The following is a 14,208-nucleotide window of genomic DNA, read 5'->3' on the forward strand; positions in this document are numbered from 1 at the left end:
AATGTGAAAATGATTTGGAGAGATGATATATCTTTTGAGGGATTATCCGAAAAGATAAACGATTGGTATAAAGATAACGAGTTTGAATTATGCGACCCACCAATTGGCGCCCAGTATGCGCTTGATTTGATATTTAAAGTACTGGTTGACGATAAAGAGCACTACCCATACCTTACCACAATGCCTGAATCAATCGATCAAACAAATAGTATTATGCTAGATTTAATTTTACGTAAATATAGCAGAAAATATCGGAAACATTTAAGAAAAATAAGAAATAGCAATTAAAATTAGGGTTTAAGGAAGGTAGATGTGCTATGAAAAACAAACTGTTTAGCGTTAGTGTGGAGGATGAAAATCGAGAAGAAAACGAACATAACTTTTCTGTATCGCTGGAATTTTGCGATCCGATCCGAAAGCGCGACGCCCGTGACTGGTTGCAGCGAGTTATAGCAGACGCAGCACGCAATGAATTTAGGATTTAGGAGATTTGAGATGTCAAAAGAGATTATAACCTGCTTATTGTGTAAATGGTTTTGGAGTTGTGATCGCCACTCGGAAAAGGGTGGGTGCGGTAGGTTCGAAAAAGGATAGCTTGAAATTTAAGAAAGGAGTAAGGAAACTTGGTTATAGAAATTAACGAAGAGGGGCTACAAGAATGGGCGGTCAACCAGATTAAGAAACGCATGGGAGATCGGATTAACACTTTAATGCGGGAATGGGATTGGAAACAGTACATGCGAAATGCTGTTGACATGGCCGTTAAGGATAGGGTCACGGATGAAGCGGTTAAGACGCTTATGACAAGCCTAAATAAAGACGAAATAGTCAAAAATATAAGTGAACGTATCGCGGAAGAAATAGCTGATAGTTTGCAAAACTGAAATTTTTAGAAGGAAGGATGATCGTGGAAAGAAGTTTCGATTTACAGGAAATTATGACTTATAATCACACGATAAGTATTAGGGCTGAATCAGATGAAAAACTGGACGCAATCGAAGGAGTAATCGGATACATGATAGATGAAGGAGACTATGAGTCAAAAGATGATCTTCTTGAAGAAATTGAGCACCTAGGCGGGAGCTATGAATTCATTGAAGATACTTGTCCTGATATAATGCTTGAGTAATGCATTAAACGGATTTAAGGAGAGGAATGATTACTTGATAAGGGAAAGAGAATGCACATGTGGAAGGTGCAATAAAGTTATAAGAACTAAAGGTAATTGGTTTAATCAGATCTTTATAAGGCCACTTAATGACTTAAGATTTTGTTATCATTATATAAAACATCATAACATAACAAGGCGATATCTACGCATCATGTTATTATGCCTACTTGAGATTGTAGCTGGATCTATTATACAAGCAATATTTGCGATATTATGGGTAGTTACGTTACCTTTTTGGGCGATACATGAATTCGTAGCGTAAACGGAGATTTAAGGAGGAGATAGGATGGACATTGATGATATCAGGGAGACGATCCTGGATAGGATAGACATGGCCCTGGAGGCGTTAGACAACCGACAGAGCGCCGAATTTAATGAGCAGGTGAGCTGTGTCGTGTGTAATCTGGCACAAGCGTATAGTTGTCTGGAGGGGGAGAGAACAAGATGAGTAATGATTCAATGGCTTCACACGGGAGAGAGATGAGACAAGATATCCTCAAGCGTATCATAGGCTACATACAGACATATGGCTACCCGCCGACCACCCGTGAGATTGGGGACATGGTATGCCTGGACTCCACATCATCCGTCTATAATCACCTGCAGCGGATGAGAGACGAGGGCATGATAGATTTTCTTGACGGACAGCCCCGGACGATCACAGTGCCAGGATACAAATACACAAAAACTGATTGAGACTAAGGGTTCTGGCCACAGCGCCGGGACCCAAAAAAAGAATCATCGATCGAACATATGTTACGAAAATATGTTCGGTGATAAAACCAAAAAAGCAGCGGATCCACTCGCCAAAGTAATCTCCGCTGCATCTATACTACCTGGGATAATTATACCACTTTTGGTCCTCCCAGGCAATACAAAGGAGGAAAAATCTATGTACAATCAGCAAACAAAAGAGACAATTGTAGATAATATATTGCTAAAAGCATCAATCGCGATGGGGATGGGGGCTAATGCATTGCAAGTCCTCCGGCAAATTGTGGTGGAAGAGCTGGTCCGGGTCAATCTTGAGGAGATCACTACACTTCCGGCGGTGACAAAAAAGAGCGTGGATGAAGCGAATAAATATGTGCTGGGACTTTACGGGATTAAGAAGGCACCTAAACTCTCTAATGGTACAAATGAGCGGTACCTTACTGCAGTTAAGAATCTGTTGACAGTAATACAGAATAAGAAGCTTGTGGAAATGGACAGTCTGGACATTGAGCAGTACCTCCGGTGGTATCGGACCCGGAACCCAGAGAAAGAAAACCAGAACAGCACCATGAATAATGAACGTAGATACCTTTGCGCTTTCTTCTCGTGGATGCGCAAGGCGAAACTGATCACGGAGAATCCGGTTGAAGAGGTAGATCCCGAACAAGTGATACGTAAGCCGATTGATTTTTTGACGCGCGAGGAAATGGAAATACTGCGTGGAGGATGCCGGACATTACGGGATCGAGCGTTGATTGAATATCTAAGGAGTACCGGAGTACGTGTAGGAGAGGTGATCATAACGAAGTATCAAGATATTGATTGGACTACGGGAGACATATTGGTATATGCACCTAAAACAAAGACATATAGGACCGTATTCTTAGATTCTATAGCAAAAGTACATGTAAAGGAATACTTGGATTCAAGAACAGACAAAAATCCTTCTTTGTTTGTTCGGTATCGTGGTTTTCATGGCACTTTAAAAGATAGTGGTATAAGATCGGCCCTGAAATGTATAGCATCTAGGGCCGGTATGAACCGGAGAGTGTACCCGCATTTGTTTAGACATACATTCGGCACATGGCTATGCGAGTCTGGAGCAAGCGGCGATCTGGTCGCTGATATGATGGGACACAAAGATTTTGCGACAAGCCGGACATATTATGTAGCACGTAACACAGGACAGATGCGCCATGCCCACAATCAGTTAGGTATGGCAATGGTATAAGGAGGGGTTTGGTGCTTAACAATTACGAACGGGATCGGCAGCTTAAAAGAGCAGCACACAACAACATGTCCCGGTGCCCGGTAGATCCATCCGCAGACCAGGCATTCCGCCGGTCGGCGTACAGGGATGGACCGGCGGAGGTACGGGTGGACATTAAGGAGGCGCTGGCGGATATCCGGCGGTACAGTTTCCGGCTGGATGACTGGGAGCGGGAGACGATCCGGAGGATAGCGGAGAGGATTAAAAAGGAGAGTGATTGACATGGGGAAAGTCAGACCATTAAACAGGCATAAGTACAATATCAGTAAGCATCGATTCCAGGAACTATACCATTTCTGCCTTCAATACGGAGAGTGGAAAGATGAGCTTAATTACAAGATCGACACAGTGGGAAGCTTTAAAATCACCGGTATGCCTATACATAACGGGAACGTAGATGCAACGCAGAATCTTGCAGTTCGGAGAGCGATATTGGAAAAAAACTGCAAGATAATCGAAGAATCAGCAAAGGAAGCAGATCCCACAATTTATCCGTACATCGTTAAGGCTGTTACCGAAGAGTTAACTTTTAAGTATTTGAAAACAGTTATGGGTATGCCGTGCGGAAAAGATATGTATTACGATAGACGCCGAAAGTTTTATTGGATATTAGATCAGAAAAAATTATAAAAGAACCGTACTCACGGGACAAGTCAATAGGGTATAATACTATCATGGAATTTTTATTAAGAGGTCACCCATGGTAGGGCGGCCTCTTTTTGTACCCTCTCCCGGAGCATGAAACTTAGGGCGCCGGGGAGCCTCCTTTAAAACAAACACGAATGAGAGGTGGTGGTTCTTGCCGAGAGAACGTAGCCTAAACCGTGATAAGGCTTATGAAATATATAAGCAGCACGGAGGGATAATCACAAATAGAGAAATAGCTACTCTTTTGGACGAAGATGAAAAGGTAATTGCTGTCTGGAAGAGTCGGGACAAATGGAAAGTTGTACAACAATCAAAGGAAAGTTGTACAACAAAGAAAAAAGGGGGACAGCCTGGCAACAAAAATGCCGAAGGAAATAAGGGCGGAGCCGCACCAAGGCAAAATAAAAATGCAGTCAAGACAGGAGAATTTGAAACAGTTTTTTTTGATACCCTGGAACCGGATGAGATGAGGCTTATCAATATGGTGCAGCCTGACAAGGAACAGCTCTTACTACAGGAGATACAGCTTTTGACAGTCCGGGAACGCCGAATGCTGAAACGCATTAAAAGCTTGAGAAGTCTGGAGGAATTGCCAGAGTTTGCAGAAGATGAAGAGAACAAGCCGCCCTCCGGTATGTCTATTGTGAAATACTCTACCGGATTTGATAAGGGGAAATTGACTGACCTTAAGGAATATGAAAGTATCTTAGGACAAATACAGGCTATTGAGGACGCCCTTACCAGGGTGCAGGCTAGACGGCAGAGAGCTATCGAAGCTCTGCATAAATTTGGATATGATGATGCACACCTGGAACTAGAAGCCATGAAGTTTGAACTGGAGATTGTAAAACAAGATGGTTCGGGGGATGATCAGAAAGACGATGGCTTTATGGATGCTATGAATGCTACTGCATCGGAAATCTGGGGTGACGCAGATGTATGAGAAAATACAAAAGCTGAAAATCAGGATTGAACAGATGAAGCAGAAACGTAGTCGCTGCGCCGGTTCTTCAATATTCAAATTTAAGCCTTTTTCCGATAAACAGAAGCAGGTATTGACATGGTGGTGCCCTGAATCCCCGGTTAAAGATATGGATGGGATTATTGCTGACGGTGCGATAAGGTCTGGAAAAACGGTCTGTATGTCATTGTCATTTGTTATGTGGGCAATGGAAATATTCGCAGGTCAGAACTTTGGCATGTGTGGCAAGACTATTGGAAGTTTCCGGCGTAATGTGCTTTTCTGGTTGAAATTAATGCTGAAATCCAGAGGTTATGCTATATCAGACCACAGAGCAGATAATCTTCTGGTAGTCGCAAAAGGCGGCAGAGAGAACTATTTTTATATTTTTGGTGGCAAGGATGAGCGCTCACAGGATCTTATCCAAGGTATCACACTGGCGGGAGTATTTTTTGATGAGGTTGCTCTGATGCCAGAATCCTTTGTCAACCAGGCTACAGGTCGTTGTTCTGTGGATGGAAGCAAGTATTGGTTCAACTGCAACCCAGATGGACCATATCATTGGTTCAAACTCAAATGGATCGACAAATCGGTTGGATATTTAGGCAAGGAAAGAGCCAGAGAGTTGCAAGCAAAGGGCGAGATATTAAAACAGATCCTGTATCTGCACTTCACAATGGATGACAACCTAAGCCTGTCTGAAAAGATCAAAGCCAGATACCGGAGCATGTACACAGGAGTATTCTATAAGCGGTATATTCTGGGCCTTTGGGCAATGGCAGAGGGGATTATCTACGATATGTTCTCGGAAGAGAAGCATGTCAAACCAATAATGAAGTTCTTCCAACAGCTCATCAATGCGAATAGATACGTCAGTATTGACTACGGTACACAGAATGCCACAGCCTTTCTACTCTGGAATAAGGGTGTGGATGGCAAATGGTACTGTATCAGGGAATATTATTATTCAGGTCGTGATAAGGGACTACAAAAAACAGATGCTGAGTATGCGGATGATTTAGAAGAATGGCTGGATGGCACGAATGTCAAAGCGGTTATTGTAGATCCTTCGGCAGCATCGTTTATCGCAGAGTTACGAAAGCGAGGATATAGTGTCCTTAAAGCCAAGAATGATGTGGAAGATGGTATTCGTCTGGTTGGAACACTCCTGAACAGGGCAAAGATTGTGTTTAGCTCATCCTGCGTCAATACGATTATGGAGTTTGCTTCATACATCTGGGATGAAAAGGCTGCAGAACGTGGTGAAGATGCGCCGATCAAACAGCACGACCATGCCATGGATGCGGTCAGATATTTCTGTTATACGATACTGAGCAACAATATAGCGAGAATAAAAAACAAGGCGAAAGCCGGATTCCATTAAAGAGGTGATATAGATGCATGTATTTACGATGCCGGCGACGGAGTGGGATGAATTAAATATAGATAAGCAGGCGATCCGGCACCTGATTATGAAACATAGGACGTGTGTGCCGAATCTTACTAAGCTGAAAGCTTATTATGAAGGCCATCATAAGATACTGGAAGATTCCGAACGGCAAAATAAGTTAGTATGCAACCATGCAAAAGACATATCAGACACGGCCACATCTTATTTTATCGGTAATCCAGTATCCTATAAAAGCAAAGGGGATATCACAGCCCTTACAGATGCGCTGGAGACCGCAGGGGCGGATGAGGCAGATGGAGATAATGGTCTGGATCTCAGTATTTATGGGCGTGCCTACGAATACATATACACCAAACAGGATGCCACAGACCTGCAGATTAAAAATCTGGAACCTGAGAATACATTTTTAGTTTATGATGACAGTATAGAGCAGAATGAACTTTTTGCGGTTTATTATTATGCCAAAGTGGATTCCCGGGATAAAGTGAATACGATATATGTGGCTACGATCCTGACGAAGAATTATAAGTATGTGGCAAATATCGAGGACATTGATGGGCCGCAGGGGATACTGGATGGGCCAGAACCACATTTTAAGGGAGAGGTCCCGGTTGTCGAATATCTGAACAATAAGCTGGCCATTGGTGATTATGAATTACAGATACCGCTGATTGACGCCTACAACGCGTTGATGAGCGACCGTATTACGGATAAAGAGCAGTTCATCGATGCTATATTAGCCATTTATGGGGCGCTCCTTTCAGATGAGGATGCAGAGGTTGAGGGGGACGGAGAGGGCAGCCGAGAGGCAATGAAGAGGCTGAAAAAAGAACGAATGATTGAATTCCCAGAAGGAGCAAAAGCAGAATACCTGACACGAACATTCGATGAGGCTGGAATTGAGATTCTAAAAAAAGCGATTGAACAGGATATACATAAATTTTCGCACATCCCATGCATGACGGATGAGAGCTTCGGCGGAAACGTGTCTGGCGTGGCTATGGAGTTTAAACTATTAGGCATGGAGAATATCACAAAGATCAAGACGCGATATTACAAAAAAGGATTGAGGAAAAGATTACACATTTTTGCTAACTTTTTAAATACCAGGTCTGGTGTGATCGTGGATATATCAGGGATTACGACTACATTTACGCGGGCTATGCCCAAAAATCTGCTTGAAATCAGCCAGTATGTGGCTAACCTATGGGGAAAGGTCGGGCGTAAGACATTGTTATCCCAGATCCCATTTGTGGAGGATCCTGATGCGGAATTGAAAGAGGTCGAGAAAGAAGAGCGGGAGAATATCGAGAGGCAGAAAGAACTCTTCGGGAATCAACCTAATGAGCCGCCGGAAGATGGTGATATAGACGATGAAGAGTAGCGACTACTGGAAAATGCGGCAGGTACAGGACGCATTCAATGTCTTTCAGAGGGCGGAGGATACGGCAGATCAGATATCGACCCTGTATCAAAAGGTATCTCGCTATCTCTCCTTGCAGGCTGATGCTATCTTTGATAAGTATCAGACTAAGCACAAATTGTCAGAGACAGAGGCCAGGCAGCTCATTAATACTTTACATGATAAAACCTCTCTGGATGAACTCCTGCAGAAGCTGCGGAATGGAAATAAGGGCGAATCAAAGCGTCAGCTTATGTCTCAACTGGAGGCACCGGCATATCAGGCCAGGCTGGAGCGCCTTCGGCAGGTACAGGCACAGCTTGACATGGTTATGCAAGATGTGTACCGGCAGGAGAAAGCAATCAGCACGGATTTTTACACGGATCTTGCAAAAGAATCATATTATCGTAGTATATACAATATTCAGCAGCGCGCCGATGCAGGTTTTTCTTTTAGCCATGTGTCAGCAAAAGCGATTGACCAGGTAGTGAATAGTCGCTGGTCCGGGGAAAATTATTCGAAGCGTATCTGGGGAAATACACAGGCACTTGCGCGGGATCTGAAAGAAGAATTGCTGGTCAATCTGGTTACAGGCCGCACCAACCGGGAAGCCGCTGAAATTATAGCCAACAAGTTCGGGCAGGGGGCCAGCAATGCCAGGAGACTTGTACGGACTGAAAGCAATTATGTGTCAACAGAGATAAATTGCAAGGCTTATGAGAAATGCGGGATTGAAGAATATCTTTACCTCGCAACGTTGGATTTAAGAACATCTTTAATCTGCCGGGAGCTGGACGGGAAGATATTTCCTGTCAATGAACGGCAGATCGGAAAGAATTGTCCACCCATGCATCCCTGGTGCAGGTCTACAACAATATCTGTTTTGGACAGATCGCTTATTGATAAGATGCAAAGAGCAGCGATCGATCCAGAAACAGGAAAGCGGATCAAGGTGCCGAGATCAATGACATACCAGGAATGGTATGATAAATATGTTCGCGGAAAACCGGATGTCGAACTGGAAGAAATGAAAATCAAATCCAGAGCTACAGACCGGAGGCAACATCTGAAATATAGAAAAATATTAGGTGAGGATGTACCGGAAGAGCTGGACGATTTCCAAAAAATGAAGTATACTAATCCTGAGAAATGGAAGTACACAAAGCTGGATTATAAGAGGCGGGATGAGCTGATAGAACATCCGGAACGGAAGCTTCCAAATGCAGAAAATGCATCTGCTTCGGACAAAAAGTTTTTGCAATATTTGTTTGGCGGCGTGTATGCGGAGGGTTTAGCAAAGGGAAAGGCATTTGCATCCAGGCTGGGATATAATTCCCATAACTGGCAGGAGTTACAGAATGCAATTTCGAAAAGCGCAACAAAGTATCCTGCAGTATTCAAGCATAATAATGGATTCGTTGATATGTATGAACAGAGGATTATATTGTACGGATTAAAAGGCACACCGGCGAATGTGGTAGTTGGATGGTCTGTTGGGGATGGAAAAACAGTCATGGCAAGTGCATATATAAAAGAGGTGGAGTAACTTTGGAAGTTAAAGAATTTGATACAGTAATACTGAAAGACGGCCGCCAGGCAAGTGTCATGGAGGTTTTCCCGAATGGCTCGTTAATTTTAGATGTTGGCAGCTCTCCTGACGATTGGGAGACCCTGTATGATAAAACGCTGGATGATGTCAGTAAGGTGGTTAAGATCTAATAATTTTTATAATAGGAGGGATGCATATGAAATGTCCAAAATGCGGGAGCCAAAACGTTATAGTGCAACGGGAACAAACGGCCAGCATAGGAGGTAGTATTCATTCGTTTGGAAAATCAGGCCACAGTTTTTTATACTGGCTGCTTATCGGTTGGTGGTGGTGGGCCATAAAGGTTGCAATGAAATTCCTCCTTGCGGTATGCACAATGGGGATTTCACTGTTATTCCATCGCAACAAAAACAAGGCCGGCGGAAGGACAATCAGCGCAAATAAAACATTTAACAAAACTGTGGCTGTCTGCCAAAGCTGTGGGCATCATTGGAAAGTATAATTTCATGAAGCATCCTTCGGGGTGCTTTTTTGATACGAGGAGGTGATCCGGTTATCTCCCTCCGGGCGGCGGGGTGAAGGCGCCTATTGAAAGATACAGATAAACATATGTAGAAACACGCGGATTTTCCGGGTGTTATTTTTATGCAACGATCTGGGCAAAGAACAGACCGGGGCGGAAAGGGTGAAAAGTATGAAGTATATGAACAATTTGTTTGGTCAATCGAGGATTTTTTGCAAGATACCACTAATTAGAGAACCATTCATGGCACCGGATGAAGGTGCTGGGACCGGGGGAGGCGCTGGAGCGCCAGTTAGTGGAGACGATGGTGCGGGAAATGGAGACGACGCTGGCGGTGAAGGCGACGGAGCGGGAAACGAACCTGAAAAGAAAACCTTCGACGAATTAATGTCTGACAAGGATTATCAATCCGAATTTGACCGGAGAGTACAAAAAGCATTAGAAACCCAGAGATCGAAGCTGGAGGTTCTTTATGATGAGAAAGCTACTGAGGCAGAAAAACTGGCGAAAATGACAAAGGAAGAAAAAGCGGAATACATGCGCCAAAAGCAAGAAAAGGAACTGACCAAAAGGGAAGCGGAGATCACCAGACGAGAACTAATGGCCGAGGCAAAAAATACGCTGTCAGAGAAGAAGCTTCCTATTGATCTTGCAGAAGTGCTTAATTACACTGATGCAGATTCATGTAACAAGTCAATTACGGCTGTCGAAAAAGCATTCCAGGAAGCCGTACAGGCGGCAGTAGAAGAAAAATTAAAAGGCGGTACGCCGCCGAAGAAAGCACCAGCAGGTGGAGATGATGACCTTGCAAAACAGGTAGAAAACCTGATGATGGGAAACATATAAGAAAGGATGATAGAAGACTATGGCAATTAACACATTAGCAACAGCAACACTTTTTCAGAACACTTTGGATAAGGTAGCAATCCGGGAGGCCGTTACAGGATGGATGGATGCAAATGCCGGCCAGGTTATTTACAATGGAGGCGCTGAGGTAAAAATCCCTAAAATGTCTGTACAGGGACTGGGAGACTATGACCGTGATAATGGATATCAGCAGGGAGGCGTCACTCTGGAATACGAGACCAGGAAGATGACTCAGGACAGAGGACGTAAGTTCCAGCTCGACCCGATTGACATCAACGAAAACAACTTTGTGACTACTGCGTCGGCTGTCATGGGTGAATTCCAGCGCGTTTTCGTGGTACCCGAGATTGACGCCTACCGTATCAGCAAGATTGCCGCAGAGACGGTTGCGGCAAAAAAAGCTGGAATGGTTGAGTACGGTTATACCCCGGGAGCGACCGGAACCTCCGCCCTGCGGAAAATCAAAGAAGGGATTAAGGCCATTCGTGAACTGTATAACGGTCCGTTGGTGATCCATGCCACGCCAGACATAATTCTGGAGTTGGAGCTGGAGTTATCTGGAAAGATTACGAATACAACATTTTCAAAAGGCGGAGTTGACACGGCAGTACCATCTGTTGATGGAGTCCCGATTGTGTCCACGCCGTCCAATCGCATGTACACGGCCATCACGATTTATGACGGAAAGACTGCTGGCCAGGAACAGGGAGGATACATCAAAGGTACGACGGCAAAGGATATTAACTTCTTCATCTGCCCACGTACAACGCCGATTGCAATCACGAAACAGGATATCATGCGTATCTTCGACCCGGCTGTCAACCAGAAACTGAATGCATGGCAGATGGATTATCGTCGATTCCATGATATATGGGTATTGGACAACAAGTTAGACAGCATCTACCTGAATATCAAAGATGCAGCTCCGTCTGCATAAGGAGGATACTTATGAGAATGATCAACAGGAACGTAGAGCGTGTGGTTGAGAGTGAAGCACAAGCTACGAAACTTCGGGCTGCCGGATTTATAGAATTGGGCGAGCATAAGGAGGAAACAGGTGTAAGTCAGACAAAGGACATATCCTCCATGAATATCGCAGATCTAAAAGCGATGGCAAAAGAAAATGGGCTTGAGGGATATTCAAGCCTCAATAAAGAGGAGCTTCTCGCCGTTTTAAAGGATGTGGTCTAAGTGTATTCGAATGTTAATTTGGGAATACTGAAAAATCTGACGGGTGAGTCGGAAAAGGACCTTATGACCGTACTGCAGGAAGCGGAGGATTTTGTCCTGTCTTATACCAACCGGACGCACATGATTGTTCAACTAGAAAAAACTGTTCGAGACTTGGCTGTGATCGCATTGAATAGAACGGGAACAGAGGGGGAAACAGCCCGGAGTGAAGGGGGAGAAACCTACAGCTTTGACACAGCCCCGAGGCATATTTATGATGTGCTAAACAGATATCGGTTGGCAAGAGTCGGAGGGAAAACCCATGAAGCTAAAACGTAACAGACTTAAAACATATTATCATAAGGTGAAATCGACGAAAAAGGACAAAGAGGGCGGCACATACGAAGTGTATGGTGCTGCCGTTTCTTTTTCCGGGGAAATGTGGCCGGCGGCAGGTAAAATACAGGCAGAGATGTACGGAGACCGCCTTTCTTACATCCGTAATGTTCGGATTAATGGAAAGTATGTAATAACAACGGATCGAGACGGTCAAGTACATTATGTTTATCCGTCTGGATTGGATATCATGGAGTCTGATGGTTTATGCCTGTACGTATCCGCAAGCGAGGAGCCGGACTATAAAATCATATCCGCGAAACCATACTCCTTTTTGCGATTGGAGGCGGAAAAGCGAAAATGATCAACGGAAAGCTGGATCTGGATAAGAAATTCGATCATTTATCTAAGATTGATTTGACGCCTGCTGTGAAAACAGGAATTATGATTGTGCAAGAGGCGGCTAAAAGTGGCTGCCCCGTACATGACGGAGAGTTGCGCGAGAAGATCATGACAGATGTAGAGGATCGGGACGATATTGTACGGGGATTCTGTTGGCCGGCGGTGGAACACGGTGTGTATGTGGAACTGGGAACCGGCCCAAGAGGTCAGGAAAATCATGAAGGAATATCTCTTGATATAGCAGTAGCTTATACACAATCCCCGTGGTGGATACATGAAAGTCAGATAGACAAAGAGACCGCAGAACAATATCACTGGTTTTATATTGACACATCCAGTGGGAGGTTCTATCAATGTGCAGGGCAGCCGGCACAGCCGTACTTATATCCGGCTCTCAAGGATAACGAAGAAGGAATAGTAAGCGAAATATCCAAAATATTAAGGAAGGAGATCAGGAAGCAAATATGAAAAATGTAAAGGACCAAATTTTTAATGCACTGGCGGCGATTTTTTCGAATGTTACTGATCAGTACCCGAAGGATTGGGCTGAACTCCCGGCGGTCCAGTATACCGAAGAAGATAACAAAGTATATGAGCATACCAGTAAGGGAGAGTGCAAGTCTTATATCAGGTGCCGGGTGGATGTGTGGCATAGCAGATCTACATCGGATGCAGCACTGAAAGTGGATGAAGCATTGGCGGCGCTGGGACTTGTGCGTACTCTCTGCCAGGATGCACCGGATCCGTCCGGGTTAAAGCATAAAGTAATGCGATATGAAGCGATTATAGACTTAGAGTCAGATGAAGTATACTGGCCTAACTAAGAGAGGAGAAATAGCATATGTTAGCGAATGGAGCAAAGTTAGGATACAAAGAAAAAGGAGCCGCTGGAGACTTTACAGTTCTCCCCGGCCTTAAGGAATTACCAGATTTAGGTGTAGAGCCTGAGAAGGTGGAAAATACCTGTCTTACGGATAATAACAAGCAGTATGAGAACGGAATCGGAGATCTAGGGGAAATGACATACAAATTTAAGTATGACAATACAAAAGCAGATTGCCCATACCGGGTTATGCGGCAGGCGCAAGAAGCCGGAAAGGTTTTAACATTCCAGGAAACTCTCAAAGACGGTACAATCACCGAGTACGATGCCGAGGTGTCCGTGAAAAGAACCGGCGGCGGGGTCAATGCGGTTATTGAATTTGAATTATCCATGGCGGTACAGAGTGACCTTAAATACACAGATCCGACAGCACCTACAAATTAAGAGGGGAGTACATAAATTATGGGAAAATTACAGGGCTTGGATGAAGAAGTTATCCAGGAAAAAGAGGAGAACGTTGTATCCTATGAAGAAGCAAAAACCAAACGGCGCCCGTTTCATTATTGGAAGATTGGTGAACGAGAATATAAATTGAAACTAACCACAGCAATGATCGGAAAACTTGAAAATAAATACAGAACGAATATGCTTACTTTGGTCAGCGAGGACAATATCCCGCCCTTATCAATCATGCTCACGATCCTGCAGGCGGCTATGGCACCGTGGGAACACGGAAAATCCTATGCGGATGTGCAAAAACTTTATGACCGGTGGATAGAAGACGGTGGAAACCAAATGCTTTTATTCACCGGTATTTTGATGCCTACTTTGGCGGTATCCGGTTTTTTTACGGAAAAGCAGGCGGCAGCGATGCTGGAAAGCCTGAAAGATATGGACGAATTGATCTAAAGTACGGCTATGACAGTATCTCGGATTGGTACGATGAAGCACTTGACTGCGG

Annotated in this window: 24 protein-coding genes; all 24 read left to right on the forward strand. The window is 44.2% G+C overall.

The genetic code is table 11. The features are described from left to right. Positions 1–9: 9 nt before the first annotated feature. The 24 genes from KTH90_RS00170 (at position 10) to KTH90_RS00285 (ending at position 14,156) form a co-directional block, all read left to right on the forward strand. Positions 10–288 (forward strand): hypothetical protein, encoded by a 279-nt coding sequence (locus tag KTH90_RS00170; protein WP_238726007.1) that lies wholly within the window; start codon positions 10–12, stop codon positions 286–288. A gap of 29 nt (positions 289–317) precedes the next feature. Beyond that, the gene (locus tag KTH90_RS00175) at positions 318–485 is read left to right on the forward strand and encodes a hypothetical protein (RefSeq protein ID WP_238726008.1); all 168 of its coding nucleotides are present in this window, start codon (positions 318–320) and stop codon (positions 483–485) included. Between the two features lie 138 nt (positions 486–623). Further along, positions 624–884 carry a hypothetical protein gene (locus KTH90_RS00180; protein ID WP_238726009.1) on the forward strand — a complete coding sequence of 87 codons (261 nt, stop codon included), beginning with the start codon at positions 624–626 and terminating at the stop codon, positions 882–884. 23 nt (positions 885–907) lie between these two features. After that, complete coding sequence (locus KTH90_RS00185; protein WP_238726010.1) at positions 908–1,129, forward strand: hypothetical protein; 222 nt, start codon at positions 908–910, stop codon at positions 1,127–1,129. Between the two features lie 328 nt (positions 1,130–1,457). Next, entirely contained in the window at positions 1,458–1,619 is a 162-nt protein-coding gene (locus KTH90_RS00190) for a hypothetical protein (RefSeq protein ID WP_238726011.1), read from the forward strand. Continuing rightward, positions 1,616–1,867 carry a LexA family protein gene (locus KTH90_RS00195; RefSeq protein ID WP_238726012.1) on the forward strand — a complete coding sequence of 84 codons (252 nt, stop codon included), beginning with the start codon at positions 1,616–1,618 and terminating at the stop codon, positions 1,865–1,867. The genes KTH90_RS00190 and KTH90_RS00195 overlap by 4 nt, the downstream gene beginning before the upstream one ends. A 196-nt stretch (positions 1,868–2,063) precedes the next feature. Continuing rightward, entirely contained in the window at positions 2,064–3,116 is a 1,053-nt protein-coding gene (locus KTH90_RS00200; RefSeq protein WP_238726013.1) for a tyrosine-type recombinase/integrase, read from the forward strand. 11 nt (positions 3,117–3,127) lie between these two features. After that, positions 3,128–3,376: a hypothetical protein gene (locus KTH90_RS00205; protein ID WP_238726014.1), complete on the forward strand. Its 249-nt coding sequence runs from the start codon at positions 3,128–3,130 to the stop codon at positions 3,374–3,376. A 1-nt stretch (position 3,377) separates the two neighbouring features. Beyond that, positions 3,378–3,785 (forward strand): hypothetical protein, encoded by a 408-nt coding sequence (locus KTH90_RS00210; protein ID WP_238726015.1) that lies wholly within the window; start codon positions 3,378–3,380, stop codon positions 3,783–3,785. Between the two features lie 169 nt (positions 3,786–3,954). After that, entirely contained in the window at positions 3,955–4,746 is a 792-nt protein-coding gene (gene terS, locus KTH90_RS00215; protein WP_238726016.1) for a phage terminase small subunit, read from the forward strand. Then, positions 4,739–6,148, forward strand: coding sequence for a PBSX family phage terminase large subunit (locus tag KTH90_RS00220; RefSeq protein ID WP_238726017.1), 1,410 nt, complete (start codon positions 4,739–4,741; stop codon positions 6,146–6,148). The genes terS and KTH90_RS00220 overlap by 8 nt, the downstream gene beginning before the upstream one ends. A 13-nt stretch (positions 6,149–6,161) precedes the next feature. After that, complete coding sequence (locus KTH90_RS00225) at positions 6,162–7,559, forward strand: phage portal protein (protein WP_238726018.1); 1,398 nt, start codon at positions 6,162–6,164, stop codon at positions 7,557–7,559. Further along, positions 7,549–9,123: a minor capsid protein gene (locus KTH90_RS00230; protein ID WP_238726019.1), complete on the forward strand. Its 1,575-nt coding sequence runs from the start codon at positions 7,549–7,551 to the stop codon at positions 9,121–9,123. The genes KTH90_RS00225 and KTH90_RS00230 overlap by 11 nt, the downstream gene beginning before the upstream one ends. A 2-nt stretch (positions 9,124–9,125) precedes the next feature. Then, on the forward strand, positions 9,126–9,296 hold the full coding sequence (locus KTH90_RS00235) for a hypothetical protein (protein WP_238726020.1): 171 nt from the start codon (positions 9,126–9,128) through the stop codon (positions 9,294–9,296). Between the two features lie 26 nt (positions 9,297–9,322). After that, on the forward strand, positions 9,323–9,628 hold the full coding sequence (locus tag KTH90_RS00240) for a hypothetical protein (protein ID WP_238726021.1): 306 nt from the start codon (positions 9,323–9,325) through the stop codon (positions 9,626–9,628). A 264-nt stretch (positions 9,629–9,892) separates the two neighbouring features. Next, entirely contained in the window at positions 9,893–10,495 is a 603-nt protein-coding gene (locus KTH90_RS00245) for a DUF4355 domain-containing protein (RefSeq protein WP_238726022.1), read from the forward strand. 19 nt (positions 10,496–10,514) lie between these two features. Beyond that, complete coding sequence (locus tag KTH90_RS00250; protein ID WP_238726023.1) at positions 10,515–11,453, forward strand: hypothetical protein; 939 nt, start codon at positions 10,515–10,517, stop codon at positions 11,451–11,453. Positions 11,454–11,464: 11 nt separating this feature from the next. Then, positions 11,465–11,707, forward strand: a complete 243-nt coding sequence (locus tag KTH90_RS00255) for a Rho termination factor N-terminal domain-containing protein (protein WP_238726024.1) — start codon at positions 11,465–11,467, stop codon at positions 11,705–11,707. Next, positions 11,708–12,025, forward strand: a complete 318-nt coding sequence (locus KTH90_RS00260) for a phage head-tail connector protein (protein ID WP_330655763.1) — start codon at positions 11,708–11,710, stop codon at positions 12,023–12,025. Further along, complete coding sequence (locus tag KTH90_RS00265) at positions 12,009–12,386, forward strand: hypothetical protein (RefSeq protein ID WP_238726025.1); 378 nt, start codon at positions 12,009–12,011, stop codon at positions 12,384–12,386. The genes KTH90_RS00260 and KTH90_RS00265 overlap by 17 nt, the downstream gene beginning before the upstream one ends. Beyond that, entirely contained in the window at positions 12,383–12,892 is a 510-nt protein-coding gene (locus KTH90_RS00270) for an HK97 gp10 family phage protein (protein WP_238726026.1), read from the forward strand. The genes KTH90_RS00265 and KTH90_RS00270 overlap by 4 nt, the downstream gene beginning before the upstream one ends. Continuing rightward, the gene (locus KTH90_RS00275) at positions 12,889–13,248 is read left to right on the forward strand and encodes a hypothetical protein (RefSeq protein ID WP_238726027.1); all 360 of its coding nucleotides are present in this window, start codon (positions 12,889–12,891) and stop codon (positions 13,246–13,248) included. Before KTH90_RS00270 ends, KTH90_RS00275 begins: the two co-directional genes overlap by 4 nt. A 17-nt stretch (positions 13,249–13,265) precedes the next feature. Next, entirely contained in the window at positions 13,266–13,691 is a 426-nt protein-coding gene (locus KTH90_RS00280) for a phage tail tube protein (protein WP_238726028.1), read from the forward strand. 18 nt (positions 13,692–13,709) lie between these two features. Further along, positions 13,710–14,156 (forward strand): DUF6096 family protein, encoded by a 447-nt coding sequence (locus KTH90_RS00285; RefSeq protein WP_238726029.1) that lies wholly within the window; start codon positions 13,710–13,712, stop codon positions 14,154–14,156. Positions 14,157–14,208: the final 52 nt, after the last annotated feature.

Origin of the sequence: Diplocloster modestus (assembly GCF_019042245.1) — a bacterium.
Taxonomy (GTDB): Bacteria; Bacillota; Clostridia; order Lachnospirales; family Lachnospiraceae; genus Diplocloster; species Diplocloster modestus.

Bases quoted from the DNA above. Each gene is read 5' to 3' on its own strand.
- KTH90_RS00245 (WP_238726022.1), top strand. From the start codon at position 9,893: ATGGCACCGGATGAAGGTGCTGGGACCGGGGGAGGCGCTGGAGCGCCA.
- KTH90_RS00175 (WP_238726008.1), top strand. From the start codon at position 318: ATGAAAAACAAACTGTTTAGCGTTAGTGTGGAGGATGAAAATCGAGAA.
- KTH90_RS00210 (WP_238726015.1), top strand. From the start codon at position 3,378: ATGGGGAAAGTCAGACCATTAAACAGGCATAAGTACAATATCAGTAAG.
- KTH90_RS00220 (WP_238726017.1), top strand. From the start codon at position 4,739: ATGTATGAGAAAATACAAAAGCTGAAAATCAGGATTGAACAGATGAAG.
- KTH90_RS00280 (WP_238726028.1), top strand. From the start codon at position 13,266: ATGTTAGCGAATGGAGCAAAGTTAGGATACAAAGAAAAAGGAGCCGCT.
- KTH90_RS00230 (WP_238726019.1), top strand. From the start codon at position 7,549: ATGAAGAGTAGCGACTACTGGAAAATGCGGCAGGTACAGGACGCATTC.
- KTH90_RS00225 (WP_238726018.1), top strand. From the start codon at position 6,162: ATGCATGTATTTACGATGCCGGCGACGGAGTGGGATGAATTAAATATA.
- KTH90_RS00200 (WP_238726013.1), top strand. From the start codon at position 2,064: ATGTACAATCAGCAAACAAAAGAGACAATTGTAGATAATATATTGCTA.
- KTH90_RS00190 (WP_238726011.1), top strand. From the start codon at position 1,458: ATGGACATTGATGATATCAGGGAGACGATCCTGGATAGGATAGACATG.
- KTH90_RS00275 (WP_238726027.1), top strand. From the start codon at position 12,889: ATGAAAAATGTAAAGGACCAAATTTTTAATGCACTGGCGGCGATTTTT.
- KTH90_RS00170 (WP_238726007.1), top strand. From the start codon at position 10: ATGATTTGGAGAGATGATATATCTTTTGAGGGATTATCCGAAAAGATA.
- KTH90_RS00195 (WP_238726012.1), top strand. From the start codon at position 1,616: ATGAGTAATGATTCAATGGCTTCACACGGGAGAGAGATGAGACAAGAT.
- KTH90_RS00265 (WP_238726025.1), top strand. From the start codon at position 12,009: ATGAAGCTAAAACGTAACAGACTTAAAACATATTATCATAAGGTGAAA.
- KTH90_RS00270 (WP_238726026.1), top strand. From the start codon at position 12,383: ATGATCAACGGAAAGCTGGATCTGGATAAGAAATTCGATCATTTATCT.
- KTH90_RS00250 (WP_238726023.1), top strand. From the start codon at position 10,515: ATGGCAATTAACACATTAGCAACAGCAACACTTTTTCAGAACACTTTG.
- KTH90_RS00240 (WP_238726021.1), top strand. From the start codon at position 9,323: ATGAAATGTCCAAAATGCGGGAGCCAAAACGTTATAGTGCAACGGGAA.
- KTH90_RS00285 (WP_238726029.1), top strand. From the start codon at position 13,710: ATGGGAAAATTACAGGGCTTGGATGAAGAAGTTATCCAGGAAAAAGAG.
- KTH90_RS00255 (WP_238726024.1), top strand. From the start codon at position 11,465: ATGAGAATGATCAACAGGAACGTAGAGCGTGTGGTTGAGAGTGAAGCA.